The sequence below is a fragment of the Mesorhizobium sp. B2-3-13 genome, assembly GCF_006442195.1.
Classification (GTDB): Bacteria; Pseudomonadota; Alphaproteobacteria; order Rhizobiales; family Rhizobiaceae; genus Mesorhizobium; species Mesorhizobium salmacidum.
This window is the reverse complement of record NZ_VFVQ01000013.1, coordinates 164621-188198: the sequence shown is the minus strand read 5'-3', so window position 1 is coordinate 188198 and position 23578 is coordinate 164621. Positions and strand designations below refer to the sequence as shown.

The window sequence follows — 23578 nt, the reverse complement described above, 5'->3', positions numbered from 1 at the left end:
ACCTTGATCGATGCAATGACCTCGATCGACGCACAAAGGCTGCTTGGCCGCATCCGCGAGCTCGGGGGTATCGGTCGTGATGGCGAGGGCAGATTGGTGCGGCTGGCCGCCTCCGACGCCGACAGGCTGGGTCGCGACCGCTTCGTCCGCTGGCTGCGCGAGGCCGGTCTCGAAATCGCCATCGATCGCATGGGAAATATTTTCGGAATCTGGCAGGTGCCGGAGAATGCCGGCCATGCGCCGATCCTCATCGGCTCGCATATCGACACTGTCATCGATGCCGGCATCTATGACGGCTGCTACGGCGTGCTCGCCGGGCTGGAGGTGATCGAAACGCTGAAAGCGTCGGCTCTTGTCCCGTCGCGCCCGCTCGCGGTCGCCGCCTTCACCAATGAGGAAGGGGTTCGCTATTCCCCTGACATGATGGGTTCACTGGTCCATGCCGGCGGCGTCGGTATCGACGAGGCGCTGGCGGCCGTCGGCACCGATGGCAGCGTGCTGGGAGAGGAACTGGCCCGCATCGGCTATGCCGGCGACGAGGAGCCGGGCTTCCTCCAACCGCATGTCTATCTCGAATTGCATATCGAGCAGGGCCCGGTCCTGGAACGCGAAGGCGTACCGATCGGTGCTGTGGAAAACCTCCAAGGCATCTCCTGGCAGCGCATCACCATAGACGGCATCGCCAACCACGCCGGCACCACGCCGATGTCGATGCGCAATGACGCCGGGCATGCGGCTGCGCGTGTCGTCACGTTCCTGCACGACCGCGCCAAGGCTTCGAACACGCCGACCGTTGCGACGGTCGGCACGATGCGTTTCGAGCCAAACGCCATCAATGTCATCCCCTCGCGCGCCGTCTTCACCGTCGACCTGCGCGACCCTTTCGAGCATCGCCTGCAAGCCGAGGAAGCCGCGCTCGCCGCGTTTCTTGAGGACCTCGCGGCCGGCGATGGCGTCGCGATCTCGGTCGAGCGGCTGGCCCGCTTCGAGCCTGTGATCTTCGATATCAGCATTGTCGAATTGATCGAAGCCGCCGCGAAGAAGCGCGGGTATGCATCGAAGCGCATGACCTCAGGCGCCGGCCACGATGCGCAGATGATGGCGCGCCTTGCGCCCGCGGCGATGATTTTCGTGCCGAGCGCCGGCGGCATCAGCCACAATCCGCGCGAACATACCGCCGATGCCGAGCTTGTCGCCGGCGCCAACATCCTGCTTGATGTCGTCGCCCGCCTTGCGGATCAGGAGATATCAGACAATGGCTGAAATCGATCGCGATGCGCTGAAGCTGGAGATGACCGGATGGCGGCGCGATCTGCACGCGCATCCCGAATTCGGCTTCGAGGAAAAGCGCACGGCGGCCTTCGTCGCGGCCAAGCTGCGCGAATTCGGCCTGGACGATGTCGCCGAGGGTGTCGGCGGCACCGGCGTCGTCGGCACTTTGAAGCGTGGCAGCGGCAACCGTGCCATCGCGCTGCGGGCCGACATGGATGCGCTGCGCATATCGGAGCAATCGACCGCGCCCCACCGCTCCGGCAATCCCGGTCTCATGCATGCCTGCGGCCATGACGGCCACACGGCGATGCTGCTGGGTGCGGCCAAGCTTCTGGCTGGGGAGGGTGGTTTCGACGGCACGGTGCGCTTCATCTTCCAGCCGGCGGAGGAATGGGGAAAAGGCGCGTTGGCGATGCTCGATGATGGCCTGATGCAGCGCTTTCCCTTCGACGAGATATTCGGCCTGCACAACATGCCGGGCCTGCCTGTCGGGCATTTCGAAACCCGCGCCGGCCCGGTCATGTCGGCCGAAGATATTTTCGAGATCGTCCTCAGGGGGTTGGGCGGCCACGCTGCTCGGCCGCATTCGGGTCAGGAAACGCTGGTTGCCGCCTGTGCGCTGGTCACCAACCTGCAGACCATCGTCTCGCGACGGCTGAGCCCGGCCGACATTTCCGTGGTTTCGGTGACCGAATTGATCACCGACGGCACCCGCAACGCGCTGCCGGGCCTTGCCCGCATCCTTGGCGACGCGCGCAGTTTCCGCCCCGAGGTCAGCGCCGCGATCGAACGCCAGATGCGCATTGTCGCCGAAGGTATCGCTGCCGCCTACAATGTCACCGCCGAGGTCAACTATACCAGGGAATTCGTGCCTTTGCGCAACGATGCCGAACTGGTCGATGCGGCCTTCGCCGCCGCCGGACACGTGTTCGAGCCCGGCAATATCGCGGTCGCCCGCGAGCCGATGACGGCATCGGAGGATTTCGCCCGCTTCCTCGATCATGTGCCGGGCTGCTTCGTCTTCCTCGGCAATGGCGAGGTCTCGGCACCGCTTCACAATTCCAGCTACGACTTCAACGATGATGGGCTGTTGTTCGGTGTCAATTTCCATGTCGCCATCGCCAGGCAGCGGCTTGGGACTTGAACCCTCATGGGCTTTTCGCGGCATTTTACGGGGGGAAAACGCCCGGGAACGGTTGAAATCCCTGATCTCGCATGACGCAACGGCAAGACTCAGCTAGCCTCCCTGGCGCGGCGGACCTGATATCCGCCTGGCCGGCGCTATCAGATTACCTCCCAAGCGGCGCCGGCCTTCTTCCCTGCGCTAAATTAGCTTTCGTTAAATTTAGAATGCTCGCGCTTGGCGGAAGTCAGAGTTTTGCTGCCATGACCGCGGCGGGCTTTTAGTTTGCTGTGGTTCATAGATGCGCGGGCGGAACTGGATAAAGGCGCGCGTCAGGACGAAGCGCGGCGGGTGCGCGCGCTTATCGCTGAACTCGAACGAAACTTGACCGCTGCCTCGGCCCAGATACAACAGCTGCGCCAGGACGCAGGCCACGAACTGCGCAATTCCAAGTTCCGCCTCGATCACCTCGAGGCAATGCGTTGAGGCGATGCCGTAATCGTCTGGCGCAGGGCACCATTCACTGGCCAGCAATGCCATTGTTCACGACAGGAATTGCGAGGTCTTGGTCCGCTCCAGGCGCCTTTGTCGGCGGCAGTTTGTTGTCGCAAGCCGAGAGAGCCAAGGCCACCAGCGCGAGGATCAGTACTAGCTTTTTCATCGCTACTTCCTCCACCCCCAAAACGACGCGGTGTCGGTTTGGTTGCTCTATTGCACCGAGGGAACAAAATCCCCTGCCTCAGGTTGACCCAGCGAAGGAGGACCGCCGCATGATCCGTTTGCTCCTGGTTGGCACGCTGGCCTTTGTTACTTACCGTCTCGCCCGCAAGATGATCGATGAGGTACCCGACAGTGTCGATCCTCTCTTGCTGCCGGCGCCCGCAAACGACCGCGAGGCGTTGCGCCGGCAATCGGCGTCGATGGGCGTTGACCCGAAACGCTGACCTTCTTGGTCCGCCGAATTGGCAGAGCTGCTTCTCTGTTGCGAACAAAGCGGAAACGATGCTTGATGGGCGATGAACCTCGCCGCCCATGATTCGACCTTTTTGGACTCGACCGTCCAGCCGGCTTATCTCGCCCGGCTAAACGACGCCCAACGCCAGGCCGTCGAACATGGCGACGGCAAGATTGCAGGCCCGCTGCTGGTCATCGCCGGTGCCGGCTCCGGCAAGACCAACACCCTGGCGCACCGCGTCGCTCATCTGATCGTCAAGGGAGCCGACCCGCGCCGCATCCTGCTGATGACGTTTTCGCGGCGCGCCGCATCCGAAATGGCCAGGCGCGTCGAGCGCATCGCCGGCGAGGTGCTAGGCCGCGATGCTGCCGTGATCACGGATGCGCTGACCTGGGCCGGCACTTTTCATGGCATCGGTGCGCGGCTGCTGCGCGATTATGCACTGGAGATCGGCCTCGATCCGGCCTTCACCATCCATGATCGCGAGGATTCCGCCGATCTGATGAATCTCGTACGCCACGAACTCGGCTTCTCCCGGACGGAAGCGCGCTTTCCGACCAAAGGCACCTGCCTTGCCATCTATTCGCGCGCCGTCAACGCGCAGGTGCCTGTCGGTGAGGTGCTGGGATCTGCTTTCCCCTGGTGCGCCGGCTGGGCCGAGCAGCTCAAGCAGCTGTTTGCCGGCTATGTCGAGGCCAAGCAGGCGCAGAACGTGCTCGATTACGACGATCTGCTGCTCTACTGGGCGCAGATGACCGCCGAGCCTGAGATCGCCACGCATCTCGGCGGGCGTTTCGACCATGTGTTGGTCGACGAATACCAGGATACCAATCGGCTGCAGGCGTCGATTCTGCTTGCGCTGAAACCCGACGGCGCCGGGCTGACGGTGGTCGGTGACGACGCGCAGTCGATCTATTCGTTCCGCGCTGCCGAAGTGCGCAACATCCTCGACTTCCCCACGCAGTTCGCCCAGACCGCCGATGTGGTGATGCTGGAGCGCAATTATCGCTCGACCGAGACCATTCTGGCGGCCGCCAATGCGGTCATCGGCGAAGCTTCGGAGCGCTTCACCAAGAACCTGTGGTCGGAACGCAAATCCGCCGACAAGCCAAGACTTGTGACCGTGCGTGACGAGGTCGAGCAGGCCAATTTCGTCTGCGACACCATCCTGGCGGAGCGCGAGGCTGGCACCGCGCTAAAGTCGCAGGCGGTGCTGTTTCGTGCCTCGCACCACAGCGGACCGCTGGAGATCGAACTTACGCGGCGCAACATTCCCTTCGTCAAGTTCGGTGGCCTGAAATTCCTCGATGCAGCCCACGTCAAGGACGTGCTGGCGGTGCTGCGCTTCGCCGAAAACCCGCGCGACCGTGTCGCCGGTTTTCGCGTGCTGCAGCTTTTGCCGGGGATAGGCCCTTCCGCCGCCGCGCAAATCGTCGAAGCGATGACGTCGGCGTTGGACGAGGCGATGGGCCTTGCCGGCTGGCGTCCGCCGCAGCGCGCCGCCGACGATTGGCCCGGCTTCGTCTCGCTCTATTCCGGCTTGCGCGCCGGCGCCAAATGGCCGGCCGATCTCGAACAGGTCAGGCTGTGGTACGAACCGCATCTGGAGCGCATCCACGAGGATGCGATCACGCGCCGCGCCGACCTGCTGCAGCTCGAGCAGATCGGCTCGGGCTATGCCTCGCGCGAACGCTTCCTGACCGAGCTGACGCTCGATCCGCCGGACGCGACCAGCGATCAGGCCGGGCCGCCGCATCGCGACGAGGACTATCTGATCCTGTCTACCATCCACTCGGCCAAGGGCCAGGAGTGGAAGAACGTCTTCGTGCTCAACACGGTCGATGGCTGCATTCCGGCCGATCTCGGCGTCGGCACCAAGGAGGACATCGAGGAAGAGCGCCGGCTGCTCTACGTGGCGATGACACGAGCCAAGGACAGCCTCAACCTGGTCATGCCGCAGCGCTTCTTTCCGCACGGCCAGGCGGCGCGCGGCGACCGCCATCTCTATGCCTCGCGCACCCGTTTCATCCCGGCCTCCATTCTTGCCGCCTTCCAGCAGCTTTCGTGGCCGGCCGCGCAAGCGGCGCAGGGCAGGGCACCCCGGCCGGAGGTGCGCGTCGACATCGGCGCCCGCATGCGCGGCATGTGGAAATAGCAGGAGGCGATGGCGCAACCGCCGATCAGGATCGCCATATCAGGCGCGCTCGGCCGCATGGGACGCCAGATGGCGGATGCGGTGCGGGCCGATGCGCGTCTGGCGCTTGCCGCCCGCTTTCACCGCCCAGGCAGTGTCGGTGATGGGCTGGTGAGCCGCGACGAGGCGCTTGCCGTGGCCGACGTGGTCATCGACTTCACCGCGCCGGCCGGCTCCGCCGATCTGGCCAGTTTCTGTGCGCAACGTGGCGGGCCAGCCTTGGTGATTGGCTCGACGGGTTTCGATACCGCCGAGATGGCCACCATCGCCGCCGCCGCGAAAACCGTCGCAATTGTGCGGTCCGGCAGCTTCTCGCTCGGGCTCAACATGTTGGTCGGATTGGTCGGGCGGGCAGCGCGGGCACTTGGCCCGCAAGACTGGGATGCCGAGATTTTCGAGGCGCATCATCGCCATAAGGTCGACGCTCCATCGGGCACGGCGCTGATGCTGGGGCAAGCCGTTGCCGGCGGACGCGGCGTCGAACTGGACGCGGTTGCCAGGCGCGGCCGCGATGGCGTCACCGGCGCGCGGCCGGCGGGCGAGATCGGCTTCGCGGTGGCGCGCGGCGGCGGCATCATCGGCGAGCACAGCGTCAGCTTCTGCACCGAGGGCGAAACCGTCACCGTGTCGCATGCGGCTGGCGACCGCATCATGTTCGCGCATGGCGCCATCGCCGCGGCACTCTGGGTGGCGGGCCGCGCTCCCGGCGAATACGAGATGCGCGACGTATTGGGTTTTGGCGCATCGTAACCGGCAAATCCTGGCTGTTTTCATTCCCCGGTTGCTAAAGTGGCTGAAAGCCAGCTGAAAGCTTGGGCATGCAATTGATTCATTGCGGCGTTCGCCGCGTGACCGGTGCGGGAGTGGCCGGCAGGAGGAATGCGGCGCAGCCTGGATGGCGCGCCGCCCAGGTGGAGGAAGTTACATGACCGGTTTGATCTCGAAGTGCATCTTGCGTTCGGCGGTGCTGACGCTCGCCATTGTCGGCACGGGCGCGACCGCGGCGTCCGCCGCGGACAAGATCACCATCATCGTCGGAGGCATGGAAAAGCAGATTTACCTGCCGGCCGTGCTCACCCAGCAGCTCGGCTACTTCAAGGATGAGGGGCTCGACGTCGAACTGATCAACTCGCGAGCCGGCGTCGAGGCCGAGAATGAATTGCTGGCCGGCGCCGTGCAGGGCGTTGTCGGCTTTTACGACCACACTGTCGACCTACAGTCAAAGGGCAAATACATCCAGTCGATCGTCCAGTTCAGCCAGGCCCCTGGCGAGGTCGAACTGGTCTCCGCCAAGCACCCGGAGATCAAGTCGCCGGCCGACTTCAAGGGCGCCACGCTGGGCGTCACCGGGCTTGGGTCGTCGACCGATTTCCTGACCCAATATCTTGCCGTCCGCAGCGGCCTGAAGCCGGGTGATTACACGCTGCTGCCGGTCGGCGCCGGCAATACCTTCATCGCCGCCGTCAAGCAGGACCAAATTCAGGCCGGCATGACCACGGAGCCGACCATCGCGAAATTGCTCAAGACCGGCGAGGCCAAAGTCCTGGTCGACATGCGCACGCCCGAAAAGACCAAGGAAGCGCTGGGCGGCGACTATCCTGCGGCATCCTTCTACGTCCAGTCTTCCTGGGTCGAAGGCCACAAGGACGAAGCACAGAAGCTCGCCAATGCCTTCGTCAAGACGATGAAGTTCATCGCCGGCCATTCGGCCGAGGAGATCGCCGACAAGATGCCGAAGGACTATTACGCCGGCAACAAGGATCTCTATATCCAGGGGCTCGCCGGCGGCAAGGCGATGTTCACGCCCGACGGACGCATGCCGGCCGATGGCCCCGAGACGGTGCTGAAAGTTCTGTCGACCTTCTCCAAGAGCCTGCAGGGCAAGCAGATCGACCTGTCGAAAACCTTCACGACGGAATTCGTCGACGCCGCCAAGTAGGCAGGCAGGCGAGGCGGGTTACCCGGTTCGCTCTTGAGGAACAACAAGTTGCGCCGCTGGCCTGAATCGATTTGGCAGCGGCGCGCCTACCGATGTCGAGAGATGGCGACCACAAGTTTTGGCCGCAGGCATTCTCGCATCATCGCCACAGGAGTATGCCATGCAAGTGCAAACGATGGCGGCTGAGAAGTTGTCTCAGGCCGCGCCGCCGGCCGATGCCGCGATCGCCATCGATGATGTGACGCTACGCTTCGTCACGCCCGACGGCCATATGATGACGGCGATCCGCGACTTCACCATGACGGTGGCGCGTGGCGAATTCGCCTGCGTCGTCGGGCCGACCGGCTGCGGCAAGTCGACGACGCTCAACCTCGTCACCGGCCTGCTGCGGCCGACCACAGGTCATGTCCGCGTCATGGGCAAACCGGTCACCGATATCAGCCGCGACATCGGTTTTGTCTTCCAGGCCGATGCGCTTTTTCCCTGGCGAAGCGTCATCGACAATGTCGCCGCCGGTCCGCTTTATCGCGGGATCCCCAAGGCGCAGGCCTATGATCGGGCCCGCGACTGGATCGCCCGCGTCGGCCTCGGCCGCTTCGAAAAACATTATCCGCACCAGCTTTCGGGCGGCATGCGCAAGCGCGTCGCCCTTGCCCAGACCTTCATCAACCAGCCGAAGATTCTGCTTATGGACGAGCCGTTCAGTGCGCTCGACATGCAGACGCGCACGGCCATGCAGGACGAATTGCTCGGCCTGTGGTCGGAACAGAAATCCTCCGTCGTCTTCGTCACCCACGATCTGGAGGAGGCGGTGGCGCTGGCCGACAAGGTCTATGTGCTCACCGCCGGGCCGGGAACGGTCAAGAGCGTCTACCGCATCGACCTGCCGCGTCCGCGTGTCATGGCCGACATCCGTTACGACCCGAAATTCGTCGAGATCGCCAAGGTGATCTGGAACGACCTGCGCGAAGAAGTGCAGCTCGGCCAGAGCCGCACCTTGCAGAGCGGGCATTGAGAGGAGACACCAACATGACCGCTATCTCTCCCACCGCTTCCCATGCCGCCGTCCGCGATGCCTCCATTGCCGTTGCCGAGGCCCGGGCGAGGGCCCGGCTGCGCCGCCGCCATGCTTTGGTCATCGGCCTGCGCCTGGCTATCCTCGTTGCGTTCCTTGGCCTGTGGGAACTCGGCGCCGACTATAACATCATCGACCCGTTCTTCTTCGCCAGCCCCTCGGGCATCTGGGAACAGATCTGGTCCTGGATCACCGAGGGCACCTCGCAGGGACCGCTCTGGCTGCAGATCTATGTGACGCTGGAGGAAACCTTCCTCGGCTTCGCCATCGGCGCACTGGGCGGCATCGCCGCCGGCATCATTCTCGGCCGCAACCGGCTGCTGGCCGATGTCTTTTCGATCTACATCAAGATCGCCAATTCCGTGCCGCGCGTCGTGCTCGGCTCTGTCTTCATCATCGCGCTCGGCCTAGGCATGGCCTCGAAAGTGGCGCTCGCCGTGGTGATGGTGTTCTTCGTCGTTTTCGCCAACGCCTTCCAGGGGGTTCGTGAGGCCGACAGGGCGATGATCGCCAACGCCCAGATCCTCGGTGCCTCGCCGTTCCAGATCACCCGCACCGTCATTATCCCGTCGGCGATGAGCTGGATCCTGGCCAGCCTGCATGTCAGCTTCGGCTTTGCCTTGGTCGGCGCCGTGGTCGGCGAATTCCTCGGCGCCAAGCAAGGCATGGGCCTGCTGATCTCGACCGCGCAGGGCGCCTTCAACGCCAATGGCGTCTTTGCCGCCATGATCATCCTGGCCGTTATGGCGCTGGTGGTGGAATTCATCATCACCCGCTTCGAGAACTATGTCGTCAAGTGGCGGCCGGCGCCGTTCAACGAGCAGGGCACCTGATTTTGTTCCGAGGACAGTCCGAGCCCGCGCTGGGCGCGGGTCGGTTCAGGCCAGGGGCAACCTGACCTCGACCACCAGACCGCCGGCCGCGCCATCCCCGAGGGTGACGCGGCCGCCGGCATTCTCGACAACCTCGCGCACGATGGCGAGGCCCAGGCCGCTGCCTTCCTCGGTCGAACCGGCGATGCGATAAAAGCGCTCGAACACGTGATCCCGCTCTTCGGCAGGGATGCCGGGCCCGTCATCGGCTACCGTCAACACGGCTTCGCTATCGATGGCCGCCAGCTTCACCGTCACGCTGGCGCCTGCCGTCGAGTAACGCAGCGCGTTGTCGACAAGGTTGACGATCATCTCGCGCAGCATGGTGCCGTCGCCAATGACTGCAACCGGCCCTGTTTCCTCCAGTCCGAGATCGATCTTGCGGGCGATCGCCGCGGGCGCCTGCGTTTCCAGTACATGGCGGGCGGCTTCTGTCAGGTCGATGCGATCGGCGCGTGGCCGCCGGCTGCCAGGCTCGGCACGCGACAGGGTGAGCAATTGTTCGGCCAGCCGCGCCAGCTTGCCGGAGCTGGCCTGCAGCGCCACCAGCGCTTCCTGGCGCGCATCGGTGGCGGTTTCGCGTAGCGCATAGCTTGCCTGCGTCGATAGCAGCGCCAGCGGCGTGCGCAATTGATGTGCGGCATTGGCGATGAAACGGCGCTGCGCTCCCATCTGCGCGCGCACCCGTTCCATGTAGGCGTTGAGCGCCTCTATCAGAGGCCGGATTTCGCTCTGCGCGCCCGGCACGTCAACCGGATCGAGGTCGCTTCGGCTTGGCGAACGCACCGCGTCGCGCAGGCTCATCAATGGCGCCAGGCCGCGGCGCAGGCCAAGCAGCACGAACACGCCGGCGATCGCCACGAGCGCCAGTTGCTGGACGAAGGCGCTGAGCCACAGCCGCCTCACCATCGCATCATGCCCGGAGAGCGTTATGCCCACGGTGACCGTTATGGGGGAATCGCCGCCGGCGCCGATCACCGCGTGGCTGAGCGTCAAGAGCCGCAACATATGGTCGCGATAGCTCGCCTCGACGCTCGCATGCCGCGGCGCTTGCGGCAAATCGGGGTAGCCGGTCAGCAACCGTCCTCCGGCGGTCTCGACGCGATAATAGACGCTGTCGCGATCGCCGGTATCGAACATCTCGATCGCCGCCGGCGGGATGGTGGCATCGAGTACGCCATCGGCCATGGCGACCTGCTCGGCGATGGCGCGGGCCGAGCCGACCAGCATGCGGTCGGTGACCAGATCGGCGGTCGCCAGAGCGTTGCGCTGGCTGGTCCACAGATTGATGGTCGCAAGCCCGGCCAGGGGGAGCACGACCCAGGCCAGCAATTGCAGGCGCAGGCTGTTAGTCTTCATAGCGCCAAATCATCATGGCGCCAGATCATCGTGGCGCAAGAGATAGCCGAGGCCACGCAAAGTGGTGATCTGGACCCGCGAGCCTTCAAGCTTCTTGCGCACGCGGTGCACATAGATCTCGATGGCGCTTGGATCGGCGTCGGTCTCGAAGTCATAGATCGCCGCGGACAGGGCGGCCTTGCTCACGGTGCGTCCCGCCTTGATCATCAACTGCTCGAGCACGGCATGTTCGCGCGGCGTCAACGCCAGCGTCTCGCCGCCGAGCGAAAACAGCCTGGTGTTGGTGTCGAACACAAGGTCGCCGCAGGCAACGACCGGTGCCGTCCGGTCATTGGCGCGGCGCAGTTGGACGCGGATGCGTGCTTCGAGTTCCTCGATCTGAAAGGGCTTCGGCAGATAGTCGTCGGCGCCTTCGTTGAGGCCTTTGACTCGGCCATCGAGGCTGGCATTGGCAGTCAGTACGATCACCGGCACCCGGTTGCCGCGTGTTCGCAGCGTGCGCAGCACTTCCAGTCCACCCATGCGAGGCAGCGCAAGATCGAGAATGACAAGCGCGTGGTTGCCGGCGGCGAGCGCATGCTCGACATCCTCGCCGTCATGGACGATGTCGACGACATAATTCGCCTGGCGCAAGGTCTTGCCTAGCCAGTCCGCCAGTTCGCGATTGTCCTCCACAAGCAGCAATCGCATGTCTATTGCCGTTCCAGCATCCGCCCACTTTCGGTCTCAACGGCCGCCTCGGGCTCGATTGGCGGGCCCATTCGGCAATCGGACCCGAAATGATCGATAGTCTCGATCGCAACGCAAGGCAAATGCGGCTTGGCCGCGGATCCGATTTTTGTAGGCTCAGACACCCCGTTTTGAAGATTAAATCGAACTGAACGGTTCGGTTCTGATTGACGGATTGTATCGCAAACGGTGAACAATGTCCTCCGATCTGCTCTGGCATGCGCCCGAAATGGAAACACTAACCATCTGAAAACATGTGATAAATCGGACTAAAAATGCTGCGGTGCAATATGCATTGTCTATAATATAATGAACTACTGCAAAACCGATGCGACTAGAAATCCCAAGAGGCCTTTCCCATCTGGAGGTGGTTCGAGCGACGCGAAATCCTCCCAAGGGCACGCCACTAGACGGACAGAACAAAGAAATTCTGGAGTAAATAAAATGACCAAGATCGCTCTTACCGCCGCCGCCATCCTCGTTGCCACGGGCACTGCTTTTGCCGGCAGCGACAATTATGGCTCGGCCAACGCCAACCAGCCTGCCGCCACTGTCGACCATTCGGTCACCGCATCGACGTCGAAGTCGACGGCAGCGTCGGTCCAGGCTCCGCAGGGCGCTGACCGCAACCTCTTCGGCCGCTAATCGCGACTGCCAATCCATCCACCTTTGAATTCAGGAGTACTTGAAATGACCAAGATCGCACTCACCGCCGCCGCCATCCTCGTTGCCACGGGCACCGCTTTTGCCGGCAGCGACAACTACGGCTCCAACAACGCCAACCAGCCGGTTGCCAGCCAGTCGACCTCCAATGTCGACACCTTCCGCACCGGTTCGATCCTGAAGGCGGACAAGGCGCAGGCTGACGTCAATGCCAAGGTGCCTGCTCAGTCGGGCCAAGGCATCTGGGGCCGCTGATCCCTTCAAGCATCGCGTGACGTCAAAGAGCGGTGGGCCTGGCCCGCCGCTCTTGTTTTTTGGATGAGCCCTGGGCATTGGCCGTATCAGCCGATCTTCGCAGTCGGCAAAAAACATTTCACGGTCAGGAATAAAACCAGGCTGCTTCTGGTCTTGTCCTCAGCGGAACCGTCCTCCCAAGACGCCGCCCAACGAATGAACCTGGAGATTGAAATGAACAGACTTGCTCTCGCTGCCGCCGCTATGCTCGTCGCAACCGGAGGTGCACTCGCCGGCAGCGACCATTATGGCTCGGACAATGCGAACCAGCCGGTCGCCCCGGTCGCCGGCGTGGACCACGCCGCCACCGGCGCCGTCGACGACAATACGAATATGACCAGGCACAAGGCTGCCGACACCAAGATCAAGCCCGGCATCGACTGGCCGGAGCCCGGCCAGGGCATATGGGGCAACTGATGTCAGGGGTGCGGCAGGTCTGATCTGCCGCACCCGTCTAGCTCAGATCCTTCGGCCGCAGACAGTGCGTCAGCCGGGCGGCCGACAGGGCAGACCAATCGTGTTCAAAGACGAAGCGCGCGAGGGCTGCTGTCGGAAACTTTTGCTCGAGCCTCTTGCGCGCTTTCGCCTCCGATCCCGGTCCGGCAAGCTGTTTTGCCAGATCCTCCAGGCCTGGATTGTGGCCGAGAACCAGCAGGCAGCCGCTCGACGGGTCTGCTTTGCGTACCTGGCTCAGAATATCCGCCGCTGGAGCATCGTAAAGCGCCTCGGCAAACGCGACCCGAGGCTGCGCGGGCAGTTCCGCCGCCACCAGCCGCCACGTATCGCGGGTGCGCAGCGCCGGTGACACCAATGCAAGGTCCGGCAGCCAGTCGCGCGCGGCAAGCTCGCGACCGATCAATCGGGCTGCCTTCAACCCACGTTCCGCGAGCGGCCGGTCGAAATCATCGAGATCAGGATCATCCCAGCTCGATTTGGCATGGCGTAGGAGGAGCAGCTGTTTCATCGCCGTGTCCTCGGCTTAAGGCGTGATCCGCGCCAGCTGCTCGAGATCGGCCTCCTCGCGCAGCGGGTCGGGTGCCATCATCACCGAGGTGCCGTTGTCGGCATCGTCGGCAAAGTGGGCGAGCACGGCGCGGCCCTCCTCCATGCGCGCCTTGCCTTCGGCCACCAGTCCAAGCGCCAGCGGATAGAGCCGATGCTCGGCCTTCAGTACCCGGGCAGCCAGCGTATCGGTATTGTCGCCGACCATCACCGGCACCGCAGCCTGGGCGATAATGGGGCCGTCATCCATCTCGGATGTCACGAAATGCACCGTGCAGCCATGGATGCGGATACCGGCGGCCAGCGCCCGGGCATGGGTATCGAGCCCTTTGAAAGCCGGCAGCAGGGCAGGGTGGATGTTGATCATGCGGCCCTGCCATTTCTGGACAAAGCCGGGGGTCAGGATGCGCATATAGCCCGCCAGCGCCACGATGTCGGCATTAAAGGCCGCGAGTGCCGCGTCGATCGCCGCGTCATGCGCCTGCTTGCTGCCGTGGTCGGCGCGCGAAATGACCTGTGTGGCGATGCCGCGTGCCCTGGCGATGACGAGGCCGGCGGCGTCAGCCTTATCGGAGATGACGCCTGCGATCTCGGCCGGGAAGGACGGGTCGCTGGCCGCCGCGATCAGCGCGGTCATGTTGGAGCCGCGCCCCGAAATCAGCACGACTGTGCGTTTCCTCCGCGCGCTCATAGGCCGATCGAGCCCCGATAGATGACGCCGGCGTCGCGGCGCGGCACGATGCGGCCGATCGGCGTCACGGTCTCGCCGGCTTCCTGCAGGACGGCCGCAACCTGCGCCGCCTGACCCGAAGCGACAGCCAAAATCATGCCGATGCCGCAGTTGAAGGTGCGCATCATCTCTTCCGGCGCCACGCCGCCGGTCTTGGCCAGCCAGGAGAACACCGGCGGCACGTCGATGGCTTCGAGGTCGAGCTCGGCCGAGAAATCCTTGGGCAGCACGCGCGGGATGTTTTCCGGGAAGCCACCGCCGGTGATGTGCGCCAGCGCCTTGATGCCGTGCGTGTTGCGGATCGCCTTGAGGAGCGATTTCACGTAGATGCGGGTCGGCTCGAGCAGCGCCTCGGCCAGCGTCGCCTCGTCGTTGAACGGCGCCGGATCGCTCCACGCCAGGCCGCTTGCGGCAACGATGCGGCGCACCAGGGAAAACCCGTTGGAATGGAGGCCGGAGGAGGCAAGGCCGAGCAGCACGTCGCCTTCGACGATGTCGTCCGTGGGCAAAAGCTGCCCGCGTTCGGCCGCGCCCACCGCAAAGCCGGCAAGGTCATAGTCCTTGCCGTGATACATGCCGGGCATTTCGGCGGTCTCGCCGCCGATCAGCGCGCAGCCGGCCTGGCGGCAACCCTGCGCGATGCCGCCGACGATCGCGGCACCCTGTTCGGGATCGAGTTTGCCGGTGGCGAAATAGTCGAGGAAAAACAGCGGCTCCGCGCCCTGCACGACGATGTCGTTGACGCACATGGCGACGAGGTCGATGCCGATCGTGTCGTGCTTGCCGGCATCGATGGCGATCTTGAGCTTGGTGCCGACGCCGTCATTGGCGGCGACCAGCACCGGATCGGTGAAACCGGCGGCCTTGAGATCGAACAGGCCGCCGAAGCCGCCGATCTCGCCATCCGCGCCTGGCCGGCGCGTTGCGCGCACCAGCGGCTTGATCTTCTCCACCATGAGATTGCCGGCATCGATGTCGACGCCGGCCTCGGCATAGGTGAGCCCGTTTCTGCGCTTGGCCGTTTTGTTCTGGCCCGTTTTATGCTGGCCGGTTTCGCGCTTGCTCATCGCAATGTTCCTGCTCGTTTGCGGGCTCTTCGCATGAACGGTTTCGGTCCGCAAGGATAACGGCCGAACCGGGCGCCGTTTGGTTGACAAAAGCGTGGATAGCCGGGGCATCGCGCACTGCGTCTGCCGCTGGCCCAGCCCGCTTCTCCCTTGCCTCGGCCCTCCATCTCCCTCATCTATCTCGAGGCATAATACGGCGGGACAATGCGTTGACCATCCCCAACCTGATCACCATCCTGCGCTTTGTGCTGGTGCCTGCCGTGGTGCTGGCCATGTTGCAGTCACGTTGGGAATGGGCTTTTGCCGGCTTCGTCGTTGCCGGCCTTTCCGACGGTGTCGACGGTTTCATCGCGCGCCGCTTCAACCAGCAGTCCAGGTTCGGCGCCTATCTCGATCCGATCGCCGACAAGCTGCTTTTGGTTTCGGTGTTCGTCGTCATGGGCTTCATCGGGCAATTGCCGCTGTGGCTGGTCGTCACCATGGTGTCGCGCGACGCGCTGATCGTGTGCGCTGTCCTGTTGTCCACGGTGATCGGCCATCCCGTCGAGATAAAGCCGTTTCTGGTGTCGAAGGCCAATACCGCCATACAGATCGCGCTGGCGGCGGTTGTGCTGGGCGAACTCGCCTTTGCCGGCCACCTCGACCCTCTGCGGCCCACCCTCATATTGCTGTCCGGGGTCTTGACCGTGGCTTCGGCCGCGGCCTATCTCGTGGCTTGGCTGAGGCATATGAACGGCTATGGCGAAGGCGGTAAATCAGGCTGACAAGCCCATCGACGGCAAGGCTGCCCGCAAGCCGGCCGCCCCCAAAGCGGTGGCGCGGGGCAAGGCCGTGGACGACCAGACGGTCGTCGTCGTGCCGGCCGGCGAGACGGCGGCTGAGGCCGAGGCGTCGGCCACGTTCCGCCGCCAGATCTTCTTCTGGCTGGCGGGTGCCGCGATCCTGGCGCTTTTTCTTTATGTCTTCAGCGCCATCCTGCTGCCCTTCGTCGCCGGCATGGTGCTTGCCTATTTCCTTGATCCGGTCGCCGACCGGCTGCAACGGCTCGGCCTCAGCCGCTTCATGGCGACCGTGGTCATCCTCATCACCTTCCTCATCGTGCTGGTGCTGGCCTTCGTCATCCTGATTCCGGTGCTGGCGACGCAGATGGCCGATTTCGCCGGCAAGCTGCCGGAGTACCTGACGCGGCTGCAGAGCTTGATCACCTCCTTTGATCCGAAGTGGCTGGAACAGAAATTCGGCGTCAACGCCAATGGCCTGCGCGACGGGTTGAACTCGCTGCTGACCTCCGGTTTCGGCCTGCTCACCACGGTTTTCACTTCGATCTGGAGTTCGGGCGTGGCGCTGGTCTCGGTGGTCAGCCTGTTCGTGGTGACGCCCGTGGTTGCTTTCTACATGCTGCTCGACTGGGATCGCATGGTGGCGGTCATCGACAGCTGGGTGCCGCGCGACAACGTGGCGACGGTCCGCGCCATCGCACGCGACATCAACACCGCCACCGCCGGCTTCGTGCGTGGCCAGGGCACGCTCTGCCTTGTGCTGGCCGCCATGTATGCCACCGGCCTGACGCTGACGGGGCTGAACTTCGCCATCCTCATCGGCCTGTTCGCCGGGCTGATCTCCTTCATCCCCTATGTCGGCTCATTGACCGGGCTGGTGCTGGCCGTCGGCGTTGCCTTCGTCCAGTTCTGGCCGGACTGGACGATGATTGTCGCCGTTGCCGTGGTCTTCTTTATCGGCCAGTTCGTCGAAGGCAACATCCTGCAGCCCAGGCTGGTTGGCAAAAGTGTCGGCTTGCATCCGGTGTGGCTCATGTTCGCGCTGTTCGCCTTCGGCGCGCTGTTCGGTTTTGTCGGCCTGTTGATTGCTGTTCCTGCATCCGCGGCGGTTGCCGTTCTGGTGCGGTTTGCCATCGCCCGCTATCTGGAATCGCCGCTCTACAAGGGCCACGCGACGGCACCCGCGCCGCCGTTGCCGGCCGATCGCGGTGGCGGCCATCGCACACAACCGCGTCGTTGACGTGACTGCCCAGCGAACCGATCCGCCGCGCCAACTGCCGCTCGATCTCGGCCACGGCACCGGTTACTCGCGCGACGAGCTGGTCGTCTCCGGCACCAACAATCAGGCGGCCGCACTGGTCGACCGCTGGCCGAATTGGCAAGCACCAGTGGTGGTGCTGGCAGGCCCCGCTGGTTCGGGCAAAACGCATCTGGCCTCGATCTGGCGTGCTCGCGCCAACGCGGTGGCCGTCGACGCCAGGCGCATGGGTGACAGCATCGCCAATCTCGGTGCGCGGCCGGCGCTGATCGACGATGTCGATAGCGGCGCGGTCGATGAGCAAGGCCTGTTCCATTTGATCAATACCGTGCGCGGTGCTGGCTCGACACTGCTTCTGACGGCGCGGCGCTTTCCGTCGGCCTGGGGCGTCAAGCTGCCCGATCTTGCCTCGCGGCTGAAGGCGGCGGCGACCGTCGAGATCCACGAGCCTGACGATCTCTTGCTCGCCGGCGTCATCACCAAGCTGTTCGCCGACCGGCAGGTCGAGGTCGAGCCGCATATCGTGCAGTATCTGGTGCGGCGCATCGAGCGTTCGCTGGCAACCGCAATGCGTGTGGTGGAGCGCCTGGATCGCACCGCGCTGGAGCGCAAGATGCCGATCACAAGGGCACTGGCCGCCGAGACCGTGAGCGCCATGGACGAGGGGCAGGGTGAGTTCGAGATTTGATGGCTTCAGGGCTCCAGCGATTCTCCGTCTCCACCTCGGTCCCGTTTTGGCACACAAGATTGGCACCGGTCTTGCAGCGCGAGGTTGCCGGCTAACCCCGGTCCTGATTGCGTTCCAAATCAGGTTGTAGGCTCGCCGGGATGAGGCGGTTGGGGTTCTCGCCCGGCGAGCTTGCCTTTAAGAATGTATCGAGCGGGTGCCGCCGCAGCGGACATTCACCCAACGACACTGACCAGTCGCATCGTCGAAACTCTTGAAATGGACCATTCGATGGTCTATTTTTCCGTTGAAAGATTTGGACCACAGAATGGTCCGTGCGGAGTGATCGATGCAGGTATCCGTCACCGACGCCAAGGGACAGCTGACCGAACTGGTGCGCCGCGCGGAGGCGGGCGACGAGGTTATTCTGACCCGCCACGGTCATGCGGCCGTGCGGCTGGTTCCCATCAAGGCAATGCCCGAAAAGGGAGCTCGCCGGGCGCTTCTGGAAGCCGCGCGCACTGCCGGGGCGGCCAAGGCGAAGGCGGGGCCATCCGCCGCCCGTAGCCAGGATTTCCTTTATGGCGAAGACGGCATGCCCGAGTGATCGCGGTCGATACCTCTGCACTTATGGCGATCGTACTTGATGAGCCTCGGGCCGCCGCTTGCATCGCCGCGATCGAAGCCGAAGATGACCTCCTGATTTCCGCCGGCACCGTCGCCGAGGCGCTGATCGTAGCCGCCCATCGTGGCATCGCTGCCGAGCTATCCAGCCTGATTGATGGGCTTGGCTTCGAGGTTGTTGCGGTGACGCCGGCGTCAGCCAGGCGAATCGCGGAGGCTTATGCGCAATGGGGGAAGGGCATCCATCCGGCCGCGCTCAATTTCGGCGATTGCTTCTCCTATGAAGTGGCGAAGGAGCACGCTTGCCGGCTGTTGTATGTCGGGGCCGATTTTTCGAAAACCGATATCGAGGGTGTGCTCTGAACGTGGCGCCGTCAGCTGGTGAGCTTGCGGTCACAGCCATAGTCTGACGAAATGCCGGACCACCACATAGACGGCGGAATGCGCGGCGATGTAACAGGCCGCGACCAGCACGAACATCCCGATGCTGGCGGGCCAGGAATGGGAGGCGGCTATGCCCGGGGCCAGCCTGGCCTGTCTGCGGCTCTCGCGATTGTTCCACATCGCCAAGGCCGCGCAGGCGATCGCCCACGTCACCATGAACGGAACCGTCACGCCCGCATAGGCAAAATAGGCCGGCCCGAACAGCGACACCCAAGCATCGATCCCAAGCACCGCAAATCCCCCGTTTGCCGCAGCTTAAGCCGGCAATGGCGAGGGAAGCGAGCCTGAAATGGTGAAACGCGAATAAGGGCAAAACCCTTCGGTGCCATCGGCATCGCATTTTAGAGAGAAATGGTCGGAGTGGAGAGATTCGAACTCCCGACCCTCTGGTCCCAAACCAGATGCGCTACCAGGCTGCGCTACACTCCGAACGGTCTGTTGCCTATTCATTTCGGTGTTACATGGCAAGTGCAAAAACCTTGCCGCCGGTGCCAATGCGCAGTAATGACGGCCTACGGGCGGCGACGCTGCCTCGCACAACAAAGAGGTGGCCATGTCCGCGCGCATTTTCAGCCCAGCCAAAACCGCGATGCAGTCCGGCAAGGCCAAGACCGGCCATTGGGTGCTGGAATTCGATCCCGAGATGCGCAAGAAGATCGACCCGCTGATGGGCTACACCACCTCGGGAGACATGAGAAGCCAGATCAGGCTCACCTTCGACACGCGCGAAGAAGCGGTCGCCTACGCCGAAAAGGAAGGGCTTGCCTTCCGCGTCGAGGAGCCGAAAGAGACCAAGCGCCGCCAGATTTCCTATGCGGAGAATTTCCGCTATGACCGCAGGACGCCCTGGACGCATTGACCGGCGGCCAGCGCCAAATATTTCAGCCGGCCCATTGGCCGGCCGACGGTCCCGTAGCTCAGCTGGATAGAGCACCGGCCTTCTAAGCCGATGGTCACAGGTTCGAATCCTGTCGGGATCGCCACAATTTCAGGGTCCGTTCCGGACACATAGGTTACGGTTTATACCGGAGACATGGGTGACAATCTCGTGCCGAACGGATTGTCGATGGTCTGCAAGATTCTCTGCTCCAGGTCGATGTAGCCGAGATCATAGCTCATGAAGGAGACGAGCCAAATGGCGTCGTCGACTTCCTTGATGCCGAGCCGTTGACCGGCGAGCACATGCGAGATGTTGATTTTCTTCCTATGCATGCAGATGCGGCCGCAGTTGGTGACGAGAATGTCGCGGTCGTGGAAAGGGTAGTGCAAGTCCTGCAAGCCGGCATAGGCTCTTGAAGAGGGTGCGTACAGGTCCGCTGGCGCCTTCATGTCGAGCGCCTCATGCGGCCGCTCGGTATTGAATTCCGTGACGAAGGCGTCGAACCTGGCCTGCTGTTGCAGGCTGTTTTGGCCGGCCGGCCTTGTCGTCTCGGCTTTCAGGGTTCGGTGCATGCGCTCATGCCTGCCGTTCTGTTGCGGGTTGCCGGGCCTGATGCGCTCGATGGCGATGCCGAGCCTGAGCCAGAAGACCGACAGCCTGGAGAGATTGTAGAGGCCGTTCGGACTGGCAAACGGCAGGCCGTTGTCGGAGCGGATCGCGGCGGCAGGCCGCGCTCCCTGAACAGCCGCACAAAACTCTCGATGACGGGCGCTTCCTTGGTCGATTCAAGCGCTTCGCAGGCGAGCAGATAGCGCGAGGCCTGATCGGTGACCGTCAGCGGGTAACAGTAGCGGCCATCGCCGAGTTTGAACTCGCCCTTGAAATCCGTGCACCACAGATCGTTAGGCAAGATCGCCTGCGACAGTTCGGTTCCCGCGGCCTTGCAGCCCTGCCGCCGCTGGCGGGCATGCGCGACAAGGCCATGTCGGTCGAGCACGGCGTGCACCGTGCTTTTGGCCGGAATGCGGACATCGCCGGCCAGCTTGCGCACCAGCATCTCGCGTATCTTGCGGGCGCCCCAATGCGGCTTCTCCTTCTTGACCGTCACGATCATCCGCTCGATCGGGTCGGGCAGCTGATTGGCGTAGCGCACCGGACGCCGCGAGCGGTCGGTCAGCGCCTCCAGGCCCTCGTCCCTGTAGCGATTGAAGATCTTGTAGCCAGTCTTGCGCGAAATGCCGAACGATCGACACACATCGCTCATCGCCTCGCCGTCCAGAAGACGGCCAACAAAGCGCACACGCTCGTCCATCACCGAACACTCCATCCACGGCATCAACACCTCCCGCAAAGCGAAAAAGTGTTACCTATGTGTCCGGTACGTTCTGTTACCTATGTCTCGGGTCGCTCAAGTTACTTAGTGCCGCTGTGGGTGAAAAGTTCCAACTCGGACGCGTAGCCGCTGTTGTGGAACGTCCAGCGCGTGTCGATCAGGGTGGCGCAGCGCGCCGCGCCTTCCATGATGCGGTCTCGATCGCTGGCCGGCGGGCCGGGTCGGGCGCCATGCTCCCATCGCTTGAGGCACGCCGGCCGATGCGCACTGGTCTCGGATCGAGCCGGACCATTTTGAAACCCGCACGCACGCTTCAGAATGCCGGTCATAGCACCGAACGGGCTGTTCAATCCTCGATGCCTACAAAGTCCGAGCTTCTTCAGGAACATTCCTCCTATTGCGGAGTTGGGGCAGTTGGCCCGCGATCGGGTGCCAACAGGTGATGCCGGCGGGCTTTTGGGAGAAAGCTATGATACGTGCCATCCCCTCACTCCACCTTTCCCGTCGGCGGGCATTGCAATTTGGGCTGGGAGCCAGCCTCGCCGCGACGACGGGCGTGGCGCCAGTTTCTCGCGCCTATGCCCAGGAGAAAATGCAGGACGAAGACATTTTCCGTTTTGCGCTCAACTTGGAATACATGGAGGCCGAATACTACCTGCGCGGCACCACCGGAAAAGGTATTGACGCCGCCGATGCCGGTTCGAAACCCGGCGAGGTCGTTGGCGGAAAGAAAGTGTCGTTCGACACCCCAGCCATCGGCGAATTCATGCAGGAAGTTGCTGAAAACGAACTCGCGCACGTTCGGTTCTACCGCAAGACGCTGGGAAAGAACGCCGTCGACAGACCGGCCATCGATTTCGATGCAGGATTCAAGGCTGTCGCGGAGGCAGCTGGCCTTGGACCGGACTTCGATCCCTTCGGCGACGAAACCAACTTCGTTCTCGGCGGCATGTTGTTCGAGGATGTTGGCGTCACCGCCTATGCCGGTGCTGCGACGGTTCTGAAGAACAAGGAATTCCTCGCCGCCGCTGCTGGCATATTGGCGGTCGAGGCTTACCATATGGGAATGGCGCGTTCCACCTTATACCGGAAGGGAGAGAAGGCCTGGAAGGCCGCCAACGCTGTCTCCGATGCACGAGACAAGATCGACGGGCCGGAAGACAAGGACCAGGGCATCCAGGTGAATGGCAGAGCCAACATCGTACCCTCGACTCCCGACGCGATCGCGTTCACCAGAACACCGCAGGAAGTGCTACGGATTGTGTATCTCACCGACAAGGACGGCGTCAGCAAGGGCGGCTTCTATCCGGAAGGAATGAACGGTACGCTGAAGAGCACCTGAGCCGTTCACGAGGGGATCAGATCGCGCAGGCGAGCTCAGGAGCGGCACTCGGGGCGCGCCTTCCTCATGGCGCGCCGCCGCTCAACCGCCGTCTGACGATGTGAACACTGCAGCCATAACGTCACAGTCATTCTCCTGATCGCCAATTCCATACCGAACGGTTATGCGAAGGCCAAGGGCGTTTAGCTTCGTCGTATAGTTCCAAGTTTCTTATTCTGCTCCACATGCTGCACAGTGTCGCAAGTTGGAACACTGCTGACAAAGCTTCATGTTCTTTCGACCTTCTAAGCCGATGGTCACCGGTTCGAATTCTGTCGGGATTACCATTATTTCAATGGCTTACGCCGCATGACCTCACGCCGCCACTTGACCTTCACCCTTGCCTGTCAGTGCTGCCACGCCGTGTGATGGAAGCTGGAACAGGAGTTTCGGGCCCTTAGGGCTCTGGAATATTTCGTGATCTCGCCGTGTTGGAACCTTGGCCAAAACTGCGCGTTCGGGGGCTTGTATTCGTGGAGCCTCATAAAGGGCAATGTGCGGGCAAGCGAATGGGTGGGCAAAACAAGCACGGGTTGGGGGAGGAGAAACCAGGTTATGTCGAAACGTGAGATTGGAACGTCCCCTGCCTTGGGGCGGCGTATCGCCGACCTCAGGGCCCGAATGCAGGATGCCGAAATTTCCGGCCATGAAATGAAAATCTTTCACAAGGTCGCGGCCATCATGGGAGCTGGCGGCGATTCCTTGCAACTGGATGCCGACGACCTGATCGCGGCATCCTTCGTCGCCGAGGCGGTTGGGCCGGCGTCCACCCGCTGACTTCGGAATTGCTCCCGCTCCGAAATGCGGAGAGTAAATTTGCTTTCCACGACCGGGACACGGCCGCGATTGGGCGATCGTGCCCCGCTCCCGGAATCTGATCTCGTCTCCCCGTCATCCGATGTCCAATTGAAAGGAAAGTCTTATCATTTTGTTTGCGT

At 63.1% G+C, this 23578-nt stretch carries 27 protein-coding genes, 2 tRNA genes and 1 pseudogene; 20 read left to right on the top strand and 10 right to left on the bottom strand.

What is annotated here, in order from left to right; genetic code table 11:
• The first annotated feature begins 15 nt into the window (after positions 1 to 15).
• Positions 16 to 1263: a Zn-dependent hydrolase gene (locus tag FJ941_RS17570; RefSeq protein WP_140507512.1), complete on the top strand. Its 1248-nt coding sequence runs from the start codon at positions 16 to 18 to the stop codon at positions 1261 to 1263.
• A complete protein-coding gene (locus tag FJ941_RS17565) occupies positions 1256 to 2416 on the top strand; it encodes a M20 aminoacylase family protein (RefSeq protein WP_140507478.1) in 1161 nt (386 codons plus the stop codon). The genes FJ941_RS17570 and FJ941_RS17565 overlap by 8 nt, the downstream gene beginning before the upstream one ends.
• A gap of 201 nt (positions 2417 to 2617) precedes the next feature.
• On the opposite strand, the gene FJ941_RS29015 is transcribed toward FJ941_RS17565, so the two are convergent.
• A complete protein-coding gene (locus FJ941_RS29015; RefSeq protein ID WP_181169848.1) occupies positions 2618 to 2935 on the bottom strand; it encodes a hypothetical protein in 318 nt (105 codons plus the stop codon).
• 230 nt (positions 2936 to 3165) lie between these two features.
• Here FJ941_RS29015 and FJ941_RS29010 point away from each other — a divergent pair, with 230 nt between their 5' ends.
• The 6 genes from FJ941_RS29010 to FJ941_RS17535 all read left to right on the top strand — a co-directional run bounded on the left by FJ941_RS29010 (position 3166) and on the right by FJ941_RS17535 (position 9391).
• Positions 3166 to 3339 (top strand): hypothetical protein, encoded by a 174-nt coding sequence (locus FJ941_RS29010; protein ID WP_015318449.1) that lies wholly within the window; start codon positions 3166 to 3168, stop codon positions 3337 to 3339.
• A 72-nt stretch (positions 3340 to 3411) separates the two neighbouring features.
• A complete protein-coding gene (locus FJ941_RS17555) occupies positions 3412 to 5505 on the top strand; it encodes an ATP-dependent helicase (RefSeq protein ID WP_140507476.1) in 2094 nt (697 codons plus the stop codon).
• A 9-nt stretch (positions 5506 to 5514) separates the two neighbouring features.
• On the top strand, positions 5515 to 6294 hold the full coding sequence (dapB, locus tag FJ941_RS17550; protein ID WP_140507474.1) for a 4-hydroxy-tetrahydrodipicolinate reductase: 780 nt from the start codon (positions 5515 to 5517) through the stop codon (positions 6292 to 6294).
• Between the two features lie 175 nt (positions 6295 to 6469).
• Entirely contained in the window at positions 6470 to 7483 is a 1014-nt protein-coding gene (locus FJ941_RS17545; RefSeq protein WP_140507472.1) for an ABC transporter substrate-binding protein, read from the top strand.
• 160 nt (positions 7484 to 7643) lie between these two features.
• Positions 7644 to 8498 (top strand): ABC transporter ATP-binding protein, encoded by an 855-nt coding sequence (locus FJ941_RS17540; RefSeq protein ID WP_015318445.1) that lies wholly within the window; start codon positions 7644 to 7646, stop codon positions 8496 to 8498.
• A gap of 14 nt (positions 8499 to 8512) precedes the next feature.
• Positions 8513 to 9391, top strand: a complete 879-nt coding sequence (locus FJ941_RS17535; protein WP_015318444.1) for an ABC transporter permease — start codon at positions 8513 to 8515, stop codon at positions 9389 to 9391.
• A gap of 45 nt (positions 9392 to 9436) precedes the next feature.
• Here the strand turns inward: FJ941_RS17535 and FJ941_RS17530 are convergent, their stop codons facing one another.
• A complete protein-coding gene (locus FJ941_RS17530; protein ID WP_140507470.1) occupies positions 9437 to 10789 on the bottom strand; it encodes a sensor histidine kinase in 1353 nt (450 codons plus the stop codon).
• Between the two features lie 12 nt (positions 10790 to 10801).
• The gene (locus FJ941_RS17525; RefSeq protein WP_140507468.1) at positions 10802 to 11479 is read right to left on the bottom strand and encodes a response regulator; all 678 of its coding nucleotides are present in this window, start codon (positions 11477 to 11479) and stop codon (positions 10802 to 10804) included.
• 483 nt (positions 11480 to 11962) lie between these two features.
• On the opposite strand from FJ941_RS17525, the gene FJ941_RS17520 reads away from it, so the two are divergent.
• The 3 genes from FJ941_RS17520 to FJ941_RS17510 all read left to right on the top strand — a co-directional run bounded on the left by FJ941_RS17520 (position 11963) and on the right by FJ941_RS17510 (position 12892).
• On the top strand, positions 11963 to 12163 hold the full coding sequence (locus tag FJ941_RS17520) for a DUF680 domain-containing protein (RefSeq protein ID WP_015318441.1): 201 nt from the start codon (positions 11963 to 11965) through the stop codon (positions 12161 to 12163).
• A gap of 45 nt (positions 12164 to 12208) precedes the next feature.
• Positions 12209 to 12436: a DUF680 domain-containing protein gene (locus tag FJ941_RS17515; RefSeq protein ID WP_140507466.1), complete on the top strand. Its 228-nt coding sequence runs from the start codon at positions 12209 to 12211 to the stop codon at positions 12434 to 12436.
• Positions 12437 to 12649: 213 nt separating this feature from the next.
• On the top strand, positions 12650 to 12892 hold the full coding sequence (locus FJ941_RS17510; RefSeq protein ID WP_140507464.1) for a DUF680 domain-containing protein: 243 nt from the start codon (positions 12650 to 12652) through the stop codon (positions 12890 to 12892).
• A 37-nt stretch (positions 12893 to 12929) separates the two neighbouring features.
• Here the strand turns inward: FJ941_RS17510 and FJ941_RS17505 are convergent, their stop codons facing one another.
• From FJ941_RS17505 to purM, 3 genes are read right to left on the bottom strand one after another with little or no spacing between them, the layout of a single operon-like run.
• Entirely contained in the window at positions 12930 to 13439 is a 510-nt protein-coding gene (locus tag FJ941_RS17505; RefSeq protein ID WP_140507462.1) for a histidine phosphatase family protein, read from the bottom strand.
• A 15-nt stretch (positions 13440 to 13454) separates the two neighbouring features.
• Positions 13455 to 14168 carry a phosphoribosylglycinamide formyltransferase gene (gene purN, locus FJ941_RS17500; RefSeq protein WP_140507460.1) on the bottom strand — a complete coding sequence of 238 codons (714 nt, stop codon included), beginning with the start codon at positions 14166 to 14168 and terminating at the stop codon, positions 13455 to 13457.
• Positions 14165 to 15274, bottom strand: coding sequence for a phosphoribosylformylglycinamidine cyclo-ligase (purM, locus tag FJ941_RS17495; RefSeq protein ID WP_027144488.1), 1110 nt, complete (start codon positions 15272 to 15274; stop codon positions 14165 to 14167). Before purM ends, purN begins: the two co-directional genes overlap by 4 nt.
• A gap of 209 nt (positions 15275 to 15483) precedes the next feature.
• Here purM and FJ941_RS17490 point away from each other — a divergent pair, with 209 nt between their 5' ends.
• From FJ941_RS17490 to FJ941_RS17470, 5 genes are all read left to right on the top strand, one after another.
• Positions 15484 to 16038: a CDP-alcohol phosphatidyltransferase family protein gene (locus FJ941_RS17490; protein ID WP_140507458.1), complete on the top strand. Its 555-nt coding sequence runs from the start codon at positions 15484 to 15486 to the stop codon at positions 16036 to 16038.
• Complete coding sequence (locus FJ941_RS17485; protein WP_246673861.1) at positions 16013 to 17293, top strand: AI-2E family transporter; 1281 nt, start codon at positions 16013 to 16015, stop codon at positions 17291 to 17293. Before FJ941_RS17490 ends, FJ941_RS17485 begins: the two co-directional genes overlap by 26 nt.
• A 1-nt stretch (position 17294) precedes the next feature.
• A complete protein-coding gene (gene hdaA, locus FJ941_RS17480) occupies positions 17295 to 17999 on the top strand; it encodes a DnaA regulatory inactivator HdaA (protein ID WP_140507509.1) in 705 nt (234 codons plus the stop codon).
• Between the two features lie 328 nt (positions 18000 to 18327).
• Complete coding sequence (locus FJ941_RS17475) at positions 18328 to 18585, top strand: type II toxin-antitoxin system prevent-host-death family antitoxin (protein WP_140507456.1); 258 nt, start codon at positions 18328 to 18330, stop codon at positions 18583 to 18585.
• On the top strand, positions 18582 to 18965 hold the full coding sequence (locus tag FJ941_RS17470; RefSeq protein ID WP_140507454.1) for a type II toxin-antitoxin system VapC family toxin: 384 nt from the start codon (positions 18582 to 18584) through the stop codon (positions 18963 to 18965). Before FJ941_RS17475 ends, FJ941_RS17470 begins: the two co-directional genes overlap by 4 nt.
• A 30-nt stretch (positions 18966 to 18995) precedes the next feature.
• Here FJ941_RS17470 and FJ941_RS17465 read toward each other — a convergent pair whose 3' ends face one another.
• Positions 18996 to 19277 (bottom strand): hypothetical protein, encoded by a 282-nt coding sequence (locus FJ941_RS17465; protein ID WP_140507452.1) that lies wholly within the window; start codon positions 19275 to 19277, stop codon positions 18996 to 18998.
• A gap of 121 nt (positions 19278 to 19398) precedes the next feature.
• Positions 19399 to 19475 (bottom strand) — tRNA-Pro (locus FJ941_RS17460).
• Between the two features lie 124 nt (positions 19476 to 19599).
• Between FJ941_RS17460 and FJ941_RS17455 the strand changes: the two genes are divergently transcribed.
• Both FJ941_RS17455 and FJ941_RS17450 read left to right on the top strand, forming a co-directional pair.
• The gene (locus FJ941_RS17455) at positions 19600 to 19905 is read left to right on the top strand and encodes an ETC complex I subunit (RefSeq protein WP_015318428.1); all 306 of its coding nucleotides are present in this window, start codon (positions 19600 to 19602) and stop codon (positions 19903 to 19905) included.
• Between the two features lie 47 nt (positions 19906 to 19952).
• Positions 19953 to 20029, top strand: a tRNA-Arg gene (locus tag FJ941_RS17450).
• 37 nt (positions 20030 to 20066) lie between these two features.
• Here the strand turns inward: FJ941_RS17450 and FJ941_RS17445 are convergent.
• Both FJ941_RS17445 and FJ941_RS17440 read right to left on the bottom strand, forming a co-directional pair.
• A pseudogene (locus tag FJ941_RS17445) lies at positions 20067 to 21262 on the bottom strand (IS481 family transposase).
• 77 nt (positions 21263 to 21339) lie between these two features.
• Entirely contained in the window at positions 21340 to 21648 is a 309-nt protein-coding gene (locus tag FJ941_RS17440) for a hypothetical protein (RefSeq protein WP_140507450.1), read from the bottom strand.
• 80 nt (positions 21649 to 21728) lie between these two features.
• Between FJ941_RS17440 and FJ941_RS17435 the strand changes: the two genes are divergently transcribed.
• Both FJ941_RS17435 and FJ941_RS17430 read left to right on the top strand, forming a co-directional pair.
• Entirely contained in the window at positions 21729 to 22601 is an 873-nt protein-coding gene (locus FJ941_RS17435; RefSeq protein ID WP_140507448.1) for a ferritin-like domain-containing protein, read from the top strand.
• A gap of 594 nt (positions 22602 to 23195) precedes the next feature.
• A complete protein-coding gene (locus tag FJ941_RS17430) occupies positions 23196 to 23417 on the top strand; it encodes a hypothetical protein (protein WP_140507507.1) in 222 nt (73 codons plus the stop codon).
• Positions 23418 to 23578: the final 161 nt, after the last annotated feature.

What these genes read in the sequence shown, in the direction of transcription:
- FJ941_RS17570 (WP_140507512.1), top strand. Translation starts at nt 16, where the DNA reads ATGACCTCGATCGACGCACAAAGGCTGCTTGGCCGCATCCGCGAGCTC.
- FJ941_RS17565 (WP_140507478.1), top strand. Translation starts at nt 1,256, where the DNA reads ATGGCTGAAATCGATCGCGATGCGCTGAAGCTGGAGATGACCGGATGG.
- FJ941_RS29015 (WP_181169848.1), bottom strand. Translation starts at nt 2,935, where the DNA reads ATGGCATTGCTGGCCAGTGAATGGTGCCCTGCGCCAGACGATTACGGC.
- FJ941_RS29010 (WP_015318449.1), top strand. Translation starts at nt 3,166, where the DNA reads ATGATCCGTTTGCTCCTGGTTGGCACGCTGGCCTTTGTTACTTACCGT.
- FJ941_RS17555 (WP_140507476.1), top strand. Translation starts at nt 3,412, where the DNA reads ATGAACCTCGCCGCCCATGATTCGACCTTTTTGGACTCGACCGTCCAG.
- dapB (WP_140507474.1), top strand. Translation starts at nt 5,515, where the DNA reads ATGGCGCAACCGCCGATCAGGATCGCCATATCAGGCGCGCTCGGCCGC.
- FJ941_RS17545 (WP_140507472.1), top strand. Translation starts at nt 6,470, where the DNA reads ATGACCGGTTTGATCTCGAAGTGCATCTTGCGTTCGGCGGTGCTGACG.
- FJ941_RS17540 (WP_015318445.1), top strand. Translation starts at nt 7,644, where the DNA reads ATGCAAGTGCAAACGATGGCGGCTGAGAAGTTGTCTCAGGCCGCGCCG.
- FJ941_RS17535 (WP_015318444.1), top strand. Translation starts at nt 8,513, where the DNA reads ATGACCGCTATCTCTCCCACCGCTTCCCATGCCGCCGTCCGCGATGCC.
- FJ941_RS17530 (WP_140507470.1), bottom strand. Translation starts at nt 10,789, where the DNA reads ATGAAGACTAACAGCCTGCGCCTGCAATTGCTGGCCTGGGTCGTGCTC.
- FJ941_RS17525 (WP_140507468.1), bottom strand. Translation starts at nt 11,479, where the DNA reads ATGCGATTGCTGCTTGTGGAGGACAATCGCGAACTGGCGGACTGGCTA.
- FJ941_RS17520 (WP_015318441.1), top strand. Translation starts at nt 11,963, where the DNA reads ATGACCAAGATCGCTCTTACCGCCGCCGCCATCCTCGTTGCCACGGGC.
- FJ941_RS17515 (WP_140507466.1), top strand. Translation starts at nt 12,209, where the DNA reads ATGACCAAGATCGCACTCACCGCCGCCGCCATCCTCGTTGCCACGGGC.
- FJ941_RS17510 (WP_140507464.1), top strand. Translation starts at nt 12,650, where the DNA reads ATGAACAGACTTGCTCTCGCTGCCGCCGCTATGCTCGTCGCAACCGGA.
- FJ941_RS17505 (WP_140507462.1), bottom strand. Translation starts at nt 13,439, where the DNA reads ATGAAACAGCTGCTCCTCCTACGCCATGCCAAATCGAGCTGGGATGAT.
- purN (WP_140507460.1), bottom strand. Translation starts at nt 14,168, where the DNA reads ATGAGCGCGCGGAGGAAACGCACAGTCGTGCTGATTTCGGGGCGCGGC.
- purM (WP_027144488.1), bottom strand. Translation starts at nt 15,274, where the DNA reads ATGAGCAAGCGCGAAACCGGCCAGCATAAAACGGGCCAGAACAAAACG.
- FJ941_RS17485 (WP_246673861.1), top strand. Translation starts at nt 16,013, where the DNA reads ATGGCGAAGGCGGTAAATCAGGCTGACAAGCCCATCGACGGCAAGGCT.
- FJ941_RS17475 (WP_140507456.1), top strand. Translation starts at nt 18,328, where the DNA reads ATGCAGGTATCCGTCACCGACGCCAAGGGACAGCTGACCGAACTGGTG.
- FJ941_RS17455 (WP_015318428.1), top strand. Translation starts at nt 19,600, where the DNA reads ATGTCCGCGCGCATTTTCAGCCCAGCCAAAACCGCGATGCAGTCCGGC.
- FJ941_RS17440 (WP_140507450.1), bottom strand. Translation starts at nt 21,648, where the DNA reads ATGTTCCTGAAGAAGCTCGGACTTTGTAGGCATCGAGGATTGAACAGC.
- FJ941_RS17435 (WP_140507448.1), top strand. Translation starts at nt 21,729, where the DNA reads ATGATACGTGCCATCCCCTCACTCCACCTTTCCCGTCGGCGGGCATTG.
- FJ941_RS17430 (WP_140507507.1), top strand. Translation starts at nt 23,196, where the DNA reads ATGTCGAAACGTGAGATTGGAACGTCCCCTGCCTTGGGGCGGCGTATC.